The organism is Streptomyces sp. CBMA156, assembly GCF_014596515.1.
Classification (GTDB): domain Bacteria; phylum Actinomycetota; class Actinomycetes; order Streptomycetales; family Streptomycetaceae; genus Kitasatospora.
The window spans coordinates 1-11,406 of record NZ_MSJQ01000046.1 but is presented as its reverse complement, the minus strand read 5'-3'; the positions used below and the strand labels follow the sequence as shown (position 1 = coordinate 11,406).

General features: G+C 75.8%; 4 protein-coding genes. All 4 read right to left on the bottom strand.

All coding sequences use genetic code 11. The annotated features are described in order from the left end of the window. A partial coding sequence (locus BU198_RS03385) for a non-ribosomal peptide synthetase (RefSeq protein ID WP_188295316.1) occupies positions 1 to 9,748 on the bottom strand: 9,748 nt, incomplete at its 3' end. Positions 9,749 to 10,233: 485 nt separating this feature from the next. Continuing rightward, positions 10,234 to 10,446 (bottom strand): MbtH family protein, encoded by a 213-nt coding sequence (locus tag BU198_RS03380; protein ID WP_188295315.1) that lies wholly within the window; start codon positions 10,444 to 10,446, stop codon positions 10,234 to 10,236. A gap of 95 nt (positions 10,447 to 10,541) precedes the next feature. Continuing rightward, entirely contained in the window at positions 10,542 to 10,706 is a 165-nt protein-coding gene (locus tag BU198_RS03375) for a hypothetical protein (RefSeq protein ID WP_188295314.1), read from the bottom strand. 235 nt (positions 10,707 to 10,941) lie between these two features. Beyond that, the coding region (locus BU198_RS03370; RefSeq protein ID WP_188295313.1) for a transposase at positions 10,942 to 11,406 on the bottom strand (465 nt) is incomplete at its 5' end.

The window sequence follows — 11,406 nt, the reverse complement described above, 5'->3', positions numbered from 1 at the left end:
GCATCGGCCGCAGGGCCGGGCGGGCCTTCTTCGGCGCGGGCGCCCGCTCGCCGCCGGGCAGCACGGCCGCGAGGGCCGCGACCGTGGGCGCGTCGAACAGCGTGCGGATCGGCAACTCCGCGCCGAGGGTGGCGCGGATGCGGCTGACCAGCCGGGTGGCGAGCAGGGAGTGGCCGCCGAGGTCGAAGAACCGGTCGTCGATGCTGACCGCCGGCACGCCCAGCACCTCGGCGAACAGGGCGCAGAGCTCCCGCTCGCGCTCGGTGCGCGGGGCCCGGCCCTCGGGCGCCCCGGTGTACTCGGGCGCGGGCAGGGCGCGGCGGTCGACCTTGCCGTTGGCGGTGACCGGCAGGCCGTCCAGGACGACCACCGCGGCCGGGAGCAGGTAGGTGGCGAGGCGGTCCGCGACGAAGGCGCGCAGTTCGCCGGGCGTGGCCTTGCCGGTGGCGTACACCACGAGGCGCTTGTCGCCCGGCTGGTCCTCGCGGACCACCGCGAGCGCCTGGCCGACCTGCTCGTGGGCGGTGAACGCGGCCTCCACTTCGCCGAGTTCGATCCGGAAGCCGCGGATCTTGACCTGGTCGTCGGCGCGGCCGAGGAACTCCAGCACGCCGTCGGCGGTCCAGCGGGCGAGGTCGCCGGTGCGGTACATCCGGCTTCCGCTCTCGCCGAACGGGCAGGCGACGAAGCGTTCGGCGGTCAGGCCGGGGCGGCCGACGTAGCCGCGGGCCAGCCCGGCTCCGGCGATGTACAGCTCGCCCGCGACGCCGGCCGGCAGCGGGCGCAGCCCGGCGTCCAGCACGTACAGCCTGGTGTTCGCGAGCGGGCGGCCGATCGGCACCGTGTCCGGCACCGCCGCGGCGAGCGGCATCGGGTACTGGGTCGCGCACAGGGTGGTCTCGGTCGGCCCGTAGAGGGCCCGCACCGCGATGCCGGGGACGGCCTCCAGCACCCGGCGAACGGCCGGGGCGGAGACCACGTCACCGCCGGTCAGCACCTCGCGCACGCCGGCGAAGATGCCCGGGTCCTCCTCCGCGATGACCCGGAACAGACCGGCGGTGACGTGCACATGAGTGAGCGCGTGGACCCGGACCAGCTCGCGGATCGCGGCCGCGTCCAGGTCGCCCCGCGGTGCCACGACCACTTGGCCGCCGGAGAGCAGCGGCACCCAGATCTCGTAGGTGGAGGCGTCGAAGGCGTGCGGCGCGTGGAACAGCACCCGCAGGCCCTCGTCGGGCCGCCAGCACGGGTCGGTGGCGAGCTGCACCACGTCCCGGTGGCTGATCGCGATGCCCTTGGGCTCCCCGGTGGAGCCGGAGGTGAACATCACGTACGCGAGCTGCTCCGGGTGCGGCGCGGTGCGGTGGGCGCGCCGTTCGCGCGGACCGTCGGACCAGCCCGCGGTGAGCGGCAGGACGGGGCAGGGGGCGTCGGTGGCCAGCAGGTGGCTCCGGTGCGCCGGGTCGACCAGGACGAGTGCCGCGCCGGTGTCGGCGGTGATCCGCCGCAGCCGCTCGGCCGGGTGCCGGTCGTCCAGCGGGACGTAGCAGCCGCCCGCCTTGGCCACCGCGAGGATCGCGGTGAGCAGGTCGGCGGAGCGGTCCATCAGCAGGACCACCGGCGCCTCGGCGCCGACCCCGGCGGCGGCCAGGCGGGCGGCCAGGTGCTCGGCCCTGGAGTCCAGTTCGGCGTAGCTGAGGGTGCCGTCCTCGGAGACCACCGCGGGTGCGTCGGGGGTGGCGGCGGCCTGGGCCTCGAACAGCTCGGGGAGGGTCGCGTCCGGGACGGGCGAGGCGGTGTCGTTCCAGCCGGTGAGCAGCTGCTCGCGCTCGGCCGGGCCGAGGATGTCGATGGCGCCGATCGGCGCGTCCGGGGTGGCCGCGGCGGCGCGCAGGACCCGCAGCAGCCGCTCGCCGAGGGCGGTCGCGGTGGCGTGGTCGAAGAGGTCGACGGCGTACTCGACCGCCACCGTCAGGCCCGCCCCGGGGCCCTGCTCGGTGAAGCGGAACGACAGGTCGAACTTGGCCACGTCCAGTTCGAAGGGGTGCTCCGCGCAGCCCAGGTCGCCGAACGCGGCGGGCACCGTGGCCCGGCTCTCCAGCGCGACCAGGGTCTGGAAGAGGGGGTGGCGGGCGGGGGTGCGGGTGGGGTTGAGGTGTTCGACGAGGCGTTCGAAGGGGATGTCCTGGTGGTCGTAGGCGTCCAGGTCGGTGCGGCGGATCCGGTCGAGGAGTTGGTGGAAGGTGGGGTCGCCGCTGGTGTCGGTGCGCAGGGGGAGGGTGTTGACGAAGAAGCCGACGAGGTCGTCGAGGGCTTCGTCGGTGCGGCCGGCGACGGGGGTGCCCAGGGGGAGGTCGGTGCCGGCGCCGAGGTGGGTGTAGAGGGTGGCGACCGCGGCCTGGAGGGCCATGAACAGGCTGGCGTTCCGTGCCGTCGCCAACGCGGTGAGCGCGCCGTGCAGTCCGGCGTCGACGGTGACCTCCACCAGGCCGCCCCGGTGCCCCGGCACGGCCGGGCGGGCGCGGTCGTACGGGAGCGCCAGTTCCTCCGGGGCGTCGGCCAGGGTCTGCTGCCAGTAGGCGAGTTGCTCGCTCAGCAGGGCACTGGGCCGTTCGTCGGTGCCGAGCAGTTCGCGCTGCCAGAGGGTGTAGTCGGCGTACTGGACCGGCAGCGGTTCCCGCTGCGGTGCGGTGCCGGCGGATCGGGCCCGGTAGGCCTCGGCGAGGTCGCGGAACAGCGGGGCGACGGACCAGCCGTCGCCGGCGATGTGGTGCATCAGCACCAGCAGGACGTGCTCGTCGTGCGGCAGCGAGATCAGGGTGGCGCGCACCGGCAGGTCGTGGGCGAGGTCGAAGAGCTCCCCGCCGGCCGCGAGCAGCGCGGTCCGCAGCTCCTCCTCGTCGGCCACCGTGACCTGCCGAAGAGCCAACTCGCCTGCTTCGGCCACCAGTTGCCGCGGCTGCCCGTCGGTGGTCGGGAAGACGGTGCGCAGCACCTCGTGCCGCTCCACCACGTCCCGGACGGCCCGCTCCAGGGCGGGGGCGTCGACGGCGCCGGTCAGCCGGACCGCGACGGGGGTGTTGTAGAGCGCGCTCGGCCCCTCGAACTGCTCGATGAACCAGAGGCGTTGCTGGGCGGAGGAGAGCGGTACGCGCTCGGGCCGCTCGGCGCGGCGCAGGGGCGGGCGGGCCGCCGCGGAGTCGGGCAGCGCGGCGGCCAGCAGGGCCACCGTCGGGTTGTCGAAGAGCGCGCGGATCGGCAGTTCGGCGCCGAGCCCGGCCCGGATGCGGCTGATCAGCCGGGTGGCGAGCAGCGAGTGCCCGCCGCGGTCGAAGAAGTTGTCGTCGATGCCGGTCCCGGCCAGCCCGAGGACCTCGGCGAACAGCGCGCACAGGGCCCGCTCGGTGGCGTCGCGCGGCTCGCGTCCGCCGTCGGCGCCGTGGTAGTCGGGCGCGGGCAGGGCCTTGCGGTCCACCTTGCCGTTGGGGTTCACCGGCAGCGCGTCGAGGACGACGATCGCGGCCGGCAGCATGTAGCCGGGCAGCCGGTCGGTGACGAAGGCGCGCAGTTCGCCGGCCCGCACCTCGCCGGTGACGTACGCGACCAGGCGCCGGTCGCCCGGCTGGTCCTGGCGGACCGCCGCGCAGACCTGGCCGACCGCCGGGTGGGCGCTGAACGCCGCCTCCACCTCGCCGAGTTCGATCCGGAAACCGCGCAGCTTGACCTGGTCGTCCGCCCGCCCGACGAACTCCACTTCGCCGGTGGGGGTCCAGCGCACCACGTCGCCGGTGCGGTACATCCTGCCGCCGCTCTCGCCGAACGGGCAGGCGACGAAGCGTTCGGCGGTCAGGCCGGGGCGGCCGACGTAGCCGCGGGCCAGGCCGGACCCGCCGATGTACAGCTCGCCGGCCACGCCGGCCGGCACCGGGCGCAGCCCGGCGTCCAGCACGTACAGCCGGGTGTTGGGCAGCGGGCGGCCGATCGGCACCACGTCGGGCACCTCGGCGGCGGAGGCCATCGGGAAGCGGGTCGCGAAGGTGGTGGTCTCGGTCGGCCCGTAGACGTTGACCAGCCGCAGCCCGGGGCAGCTGTCCAGCACCCGCCGCATGGCGGCCGGCGAGGCGATGTCGCCGCCGGTCCACACCTCCTGGAGTCCGGCGAAGGTCTCCGGGGCCTCGGCGGCCAGCACGTTGAAGAGGCCGACGCTGATCCAGGCGGAGGTGGTCCGTTCCTGGCCGATCACCGCCGCCAGCTCGGCGATCCCGAGCCGGCCGGCCGGGGCGATCACCAGCTGTCCGCCGGAGAGCAGCGGCGTCCAGATCTCGTAGGTGGAGGCGTCGAAGGCGGAGGGGGCGTGCACCGGCAGCCGCTCGTGGCCGCCCCCGGTGAAGGTGCCGCCGAGCGCGAGGTCCACCACGGAGCGGTGGGTGACGGCGATGCCCTTGGGTCTGCCGGTCGATCCCGAGGTGTGCATCACGTACGCCAACTGCTCGGCGTCCAGCGGCAGTCCGAGGTTCTCGGGGTGCTCGTCCGCGTGCGGGTCGAGCACCGTCAGCCCGGCCAGCGCGGGGTGGTCGCGGTGCGCGGCGTCGGCCAGTACCAGCCGGGCGCCGGTGTCCGCGAGGACGGTCCGTAGCCGGTCGGCGGGCTGGGCGTCGTCCAGCGGTACGTAGCAGCCGCCGGCCTTGAGCACGGCCAGGATCGCCACCACCTGGGCGGCCGAGCGGTCGATCATCAGCGCGACCGGCGTCTCGGTCCCGGCCCCGGCCTCGACCAGCCGCAGCGCCAGCCCGTTGGCGCGGGCGTTGAGCCGGGCGTACGTCAGCTCGGCGTCCTCGGCGGTGAGCGCGGGCGCGTCCGGGGTCTCGGCGGCCCGCGCCTCGAACAGCCCGGGCAGCGAGCCGGCCGGCAGGGGCGCGCTGGTGCCGCTCCACCCGATCAGCCGGGTGCGCTCGGCCGCTGTCAACACCTCGACGGTGCCGACGAGTTCGGCCGGGTCGGCGACGATCCGGTCGAGCAGGGCGAGGAAGCGGTCCAGCAGGGCTCGGGCCTCGTCGGCGGTGAAGGCGTCAGGCCGGTGGTCCAGGCGCAGCTGGAGGCCGTCGCCGGGGGTGAGGGCCAGCACCAGCGGGTAGTGGGCGCTGTCGACGTCCTCGACCAGGGTGACACGGGTGGCGCCGCTCGGGTCGGCGGCGTCCAGGGCGGACGGGTCCGGGTAGTTGCCGTACACCGTGACGGTGTCGAACAGGCTGCCCATACCGGCGAGTTGCTGGATCTCGGTGAGGCTGAGGTGCTGGTGGTCCAGCAGGGCGGACTGCTCGTGCTGGAGGCGCAGCAGCAGCTGCCCCCAGCTCTCCGCCGAATCCAGGCGCACCCGCACCGGCACGGTGTTGATCAGCAGGCCCATCATCCGCTCCACGCCGGGCAGGTCGTGCGGCCGGCCGGAGACGGTGGTGCCGAACAGCACGTCCTCGCGCCCGGTCAGCCGGGCCAGCAGCACGCCCCAGGCCGCCTGGACCAGGGTGTTGAGGGTGACGCCGTACCGGCGGGCGGTGCGGGCGAGGGCCTCGGTGGTCTCCGGGGAGAGGCCGGTGTGCAGGCGCAGCGGCAGCTGCGGGGCGGCGGCGGAACGGGCGGGGGCCAGCAGGGTGGGTTCGTCGGCGCCGGCCAGCGCCTGTGCCCAGGCGGCGTGGGCGGCCGTGCCGTCGCGCCGGGTGAGCCAGTGCAGGTAGTCGCGGTACGGGGCCGCCGGGGCCATCGGCCGCTCGAAGTACAGGCCCCACAGCTCCTCGGCGAACAGCGGGGTGGACCAACCGTCCAGCAGGATGTGGTGCGCGGAGGCGATCAGCCGGTGGCGTCCGGGGGCGAGCCTGAGGAGGGTGTAGCGCAGCAGCGGTGGCCGGGCGAGGTCGAAGCGGCGGCCGTACTCGGCGGCGGCGGTCCGGGCGGCCTCCGCCTCCGGGTCGGCGTGGGTGCTCAGGTCGACGACGGTGAAGGGCAGGTCGACGCCGTCCGGGACGGCCTGCACCGGAGGGCCGTCGGGCCGCTGGTGGAACGCGGCCCGCAGGTTCGGCTGGCGTACCAGCAGCGCCTCGGCGGCGGCGCGCAGCCGGTCGGCGTCCAGCGGGCCGGTGAGGTCGAAGGTGACGACCGAGGTGTAGACGTCCGCGCCGTCGGCGTCGTACGCCGAGTGGAAGGCCATGCCCTGCTGGAGCGGCGAGGTCGGCCAGACGTCGGCCAGGCGGGCGGGGGCGTGGTGGGCGGCCAGCCCGTCCAGCTCGCCCTGGGTGAGGGCGGCCAGCGGGAAGTCGGAGGGGGTGTGCCCGCCGGCGTCCGGCCGTTCGGCGTGCTCGGCGAGCGCGCCCAGCGCGGTGAACCAGGCCTCGGCGAGGGCGCGCACCCGCTCCTCGGAGAGCAGCCCGGCCGCGTACGACCACTGGGCGACCAGCAGCGGGCCCTGCGGGGTGTCCACGGTGGTGGCGTCCAGGCCGAGCACCCGGCCGAGCGCGAGGCCGGTCGCGGCGCCCTCGGTCATCGCCTCGCTGCCGGCGAGCACGTCCTCGGCGGTGACGCCCTCGGGCGCGAAGCGGCCCAGGTAGTTGAACTCGACCTGCGGGTCGGCGTACCCGGCGAGGACGCCGGCGGTGTCCGGGTTGAGGTGGCGCAGCAGGCCGAAGCCGATGCCGTTGTCCGGGACGGCGCGCAGCTGCTCCTTCACCCGGCCGAGGGCCCGGCCCAGCTCGGGGCCGGCCGCGGTGACCTCGGACCAGGCCGGCGCCCCGGGGGCGAGCCGGACGGGGTGGACGGAGGTGAACCAGCCCGCGGTGCGGTGCAGGTCGACGCCGTCGACGACCTCCTCGCGGCCGTGGCCCTCCACAGTGACCAGCACGGCGCCGTCGGGGCCGGTGGTCTCCAGGCCGCGCCAGTGGCCGAGGGCCAGCGCCAGGCCGGTCAGCAGCACGTCGTTGACCTGGGCGTGGTACGCGGCGGTGACCTTGGTGAGCAGCGCCCCGGTGGTCCCGGCGGGCAGCACGAGGCGCAGCACGCCCTCGGTGGCGTAGGTGTCCCGCGCCGGGTCCAGCGGGCGGTCGCCGAGCAGCGGGTCCGGGGTGGCCAACGCGGCCTCCCAGAGCGGGAGTTCGGCGGCCCGGCGGCCGCTCCGGGCCTCGGTGGTGAGCCGCTGGGCCCAGCGGCGGAAGGAGGTGGGCACCGGCGCGAGCTCGACGGCGCGGCCCTCGCGCAGGGCGGCGAGCGCGCCGAGCAGGTCCTCCTCGACGATGCGCCAGGTGACGCCGTCCACCACCAGGTGGTGGATCACCAGCAGCAGCCGCGAGGGAAGTTCGGGACCGGCGTCGAAGTGTACGGCCCGGACCATCCGGCCGTCCTCGGGCGACAGGCGCTCGCGGGCGGCCGCGGTTTCGGCGCGCAGCGCCTCGGCGGTGGCCGGGCCCTCGACCCCGGTCAGCACGTCGGCGGCCGGGACGGCGCCGGGCTTGGGCACGTGCAGCGTCCAGGGACGCTCGGCGAGCGGGGAGGTGCGGGCGCGGAACAGGTCGTGGTGGTCGAGCAGTGCCTGGACGGCGGCGGTCAGGTGCTCCCCGGGCGTGCCGGCGGGCAGGGTGAGCAGGGTGGACTGGTAGAAGCTCTCCACCGCGCCGTGCTGGGCGGCCAGCCAGTGCACGATCGGCGTCGGCGGCACCTCGCCCAGGCCCGCCCCGGCGGGCTCGACGGCCGCCGGCCCCTCCAGCGGACGGGCGATCCGTGCCAGCGCCTCGACGGTCGGGGCGAGGAACACCGCGCGCGGGGTCAGCCGCAGGCCCGCCCGCCGGGCCCGGGAGACCAGCTGGATGGCCACGATGGAGTCGCCGCCCAGCTCGAAGAAGGAGTCCGTGACACCGACCCTGGGCAGGCCCAGCACCTCGGCGAACAGCCGGACCAGGGTGTGCTCCCGCTCCCCGGCGGGGGCCCGGCCGCCCTCCTCTCCGGTGCCGAACGCCGGCACGGGCAGGGCGCGCCTGTCCACCTTGCCGTTGGGCGTGAGCGGCAGCCGGTCGAGCACCACGACGGTCGGCACCATGTGGTCGGGCAGCCGCTCGGCGCAGTGCGCCCGCAGCTCGGCCGGATCGGCGGCGCCCACCGTGTAGCCGACCAGCCGGCGCTCGCCCGGGCGGTCCTCGCGCACCAGCACCACGGCCTGGCGCACCCCGGGGTGGGCGGAGAGGGTCTGCTCGATCTCGCCGGGCTCCACCCGGAAGCCGCGGATCTTCACCTGGTCGTCGGCCCGGCCGAGGAAGTCCAGTTGGCCGTCCGGGCGGAGGCGGCCGAGGTCGCCGGTGCGGTACATCCGGCTCCCGGGTTCGCCGAACGGGCAGGCCACGAAGCGCTCGGCGGTCAGGCCGGGCCGGCCCAGGTAGCCGCGCGCCAGATGCGGTCCCGACACGTACAGCTCGCCGACGGTGCCCGGTTCGACCGGGCGCAGCCGCTCGTCCAGCACATGGATCCGTACGTCCCGGCAGGGGTGGCCGATCGGGGGCTGCTCGGCACCGGTGAGCGGCTCGCTCATGCTGACGATGACGGTGGCCTCGGTCGGCCCGTAGCTGTTGAGCATCAGCCGGCCGCGGCCGCAGCGGGCGGCCAGCTCGCGGGAGACCGCCTCGCCACCGCCGATCAGGGTGCGCAGCGAGGGCATCGGCAGGTCGGGCAGGGTGGAGATCATCGCGGTGGCGATGTCGGCGTGGGTGACGCCGTACCGGTCGATCAGGGCGGCCAGCGGCTCGCCGACCAGCTCGCTCTGCTCGCGCGGCAGGACGAGCGCGGCGCCGGTGGTGAGCGCCACGGACAGGTCGGAGACCGAGACGTCGAAGCTGAGCGAGGAGGCCTGGAGCACCCGGCTGCCGGGGCCGACCCCGGTCGCGGCGACCTGGGTGGCGACCATGCCGGGCAGCCCGGTGTGGGTGACGGCCACCCCCTTGGGCCGGCCGGTGGAGCCGGAGGTGTAGATGACGTACGCGGTGTTCAGGGCGCTCACCGGCCGGACCCGCTCGGCGGCGGTGAAGGGCGTGCCGGGGCGGGCTTCGAGCTCGGCGCGGTGCTCGGCGGAGTCCAGCAGCAGCCGGGGGGTGCCGGTCCCGGGCAGCTGCCCGGCGGCCTCGGCGGTGGTGAGCACCAGGTCGGCCCCGGAGTCGGTCAGCATGTGGCGCAGCCGCTCGGCCGGGTAGGCCGGGTCGGCGGGCAGCCAGGCGGCGCCGGTCTTGGCGACGGCGAGGATCGCGGCGACCGCCTCGGGGGACTTGGGCAGGGCCAGCGCGACGACGTCCTCGGTGCCCAGGCCGCGGGCGGCGAGCACCCGGGCCAGCCGGTTGGCGCGGGCGTCCAGATCGGCGTAGCTGAGGGTGGTGTCCTCGGCGTACAGCGCGGGGGCGTCCGGGGTGCGGGCGACCTGGGCGTCGACCAGCTCGGTGAGGGTCGGACGGGCGTCGGGACGGGCCGTCCCCGCCCTGGCCAGGCGGGCGGCCAGGGCGGTCGGGGAGGGCGCGTCCAGCAGGGCGGACGGCGTCAGGCGGACGCCGAACCCGGCGTGCACGCGGTCCAGCAGCCGTTCGGCGGCGGCCCGGTCACCGCCCAGGTGGTGGAAGTCCGCCGCGGGGTCGACCGACTCGCGGCCGAGCACCTCCGCGAACAGTCGGCACAGCACCTCGGCCGGATTCGGCCGCTGGTCGGCTCTGTGCGTCTGCTGGACCCCGGACATGTGACTCTCTCCCTCGTGCGGCTGGCCCCCGCGGTGGCGGGAGTGGCTGGCTGGGTTGACCTCGGGGCGGTCGGCCCGGTGGTCGGCGGAGCGATGTTCTGGTCGTGGTGCGGTGGTGTGCTGTGCGGTGGTGCCGGTGCCGGGGTGGTGCGGGCAGGACGGTGCCGACGGTGCCGGGTGGCGGCGGGGCGCGACGGTGCCGGCCGATGCACGCGCGTAGACGCGGGGCACGGGACGACGCCGGCGGCGTGACGGTGCGGCCGCGCGGCGTGGGGTGCTGCGGAGGTGTGGGCACTGCGGTGGCGTGGGTGGTGCGGTGGCGTGCCGGTGCCGGCGGGCTCCGGGTGAGTGGGGCTGCGCCGGGACGTGCCGTGCCGTTCCGTGCCGGAGCGGGAACGGCCGGGTGAGCGGCCTCGCGGCTCAGGGCCGGGGGACGGCAGCGCGGTGGTGCCGGCGGACCGGCGGGCGGTGCGCGGCGGCCGGGATCAGCTCTCGGCCAGGTGCGCGATCAGGCTCTTCGGCCGCAGGTCCTGCCAGTTCCGCTCGACGTAGTCGAGACAGTCCTGCCGTCCGGCGGTGCCGAAGACCTGCTGCCAGCCGGCGGGCACCGGGCTGAAGGCCGGCCAGAGCGAGTGCTGCCCCTCGTCGTTCACCAGGACGAGGTAGCTGGCCTCGGCGTCCTCGAACGGGTTCGCCATGGTCGGGGTTCCTCTCTGTTCGGAGCACTGCGGGACAGGGGCTGAGCGGCGGCACGGTGGAGAGACGGAGCGGAGGAGCGGGCCGGAGCCTCGGCTCACGGACCCCAGCCGGAGTCGGCCTGCGGCCCGGCGACGGCGGTGACGAAGCCCGCGGCCGGGTGCGGCTGGGTGTGGAGCTGGAGTTGGAGGCCCACCACGGCGGTCAGCAGAACGGCGAGAATCCCGAGCATCTTGTGGATGCGAACGGCAGGGTTGGTCATCGCGACATCCTCTTCCTGAGGAGGGCGGTCTGCCCTCTTCGCTCTGCCCCGCATCCTGCCGAAGGCCCAAACGGGCTTGGAAGCTCTGGTTGTGATCGTGAACACGCAATGCGGGAACCGGAAGCCCGGGCAGATGATGTCAAACGCAGACAGAAGCGATCCAAAGCACACCTGGCTCTGTCAGATCAGTGGTGGGGGACCAGCGCGGAGCGGCGACGGCGGACGGTGGAGGCGGTCACTCCGCCGCGCCGGGATCCGAGCCCCGGAGCAGGTCCTCCCGGACGGCGGGCCAGTCCTCCACCCACGGCCGTCCGGCTCCGGCCGGCGACTCCAGGGCGAGGGTCGCCAGGTAGGCGCGCTTGAGTGCGGCCCGCTCGTCCTGCACCCGGCCCGAGGCCTGCTCGATCCGGCGCAGCCGGGCGTGCAACCGCTCCAGCGCGCCCCCGCCCGTCAGCAGGCGCCGCGCCTCGGGCCCGAACCGGAAACCGGGGGACAGCAGCGGCCAGGCCGACCGCCAGACCCGGAACACCTCGCGGTGGCCCGGCCCCCACTCCCGCTCGGCCCGGGACAGCCGCTCCAGTGCGGCCCGCTCGGTCGGCGCCGTACAGGTCTCGCGCAACGCCCGCGCGAGCGCCCCCCAGTCCTCGCCGGGGGCGTGCCGCAGCGCGGCGTGCAGCAGGTGGGCCACCGACCCGTGCAC

What these genes read in the sequence shown, in the direction of transcription:
- BU198_RS03380 (WP_188295315.1), bottom strand. Translation starts at nt 10,446, where the DNA reads ATGGCGAACCCGTTCGAGGACGCCGAGGCCAGCTACCTCGTCCTGGTG.
- BU198_RS03375 (WP_188295314.1), bottom strand. Translation starts at nt 10,706, where the DNA reads ATGACCAACCCTGCCGTTCGCATCCACAAGATGCTCGGGATTCTCGCC.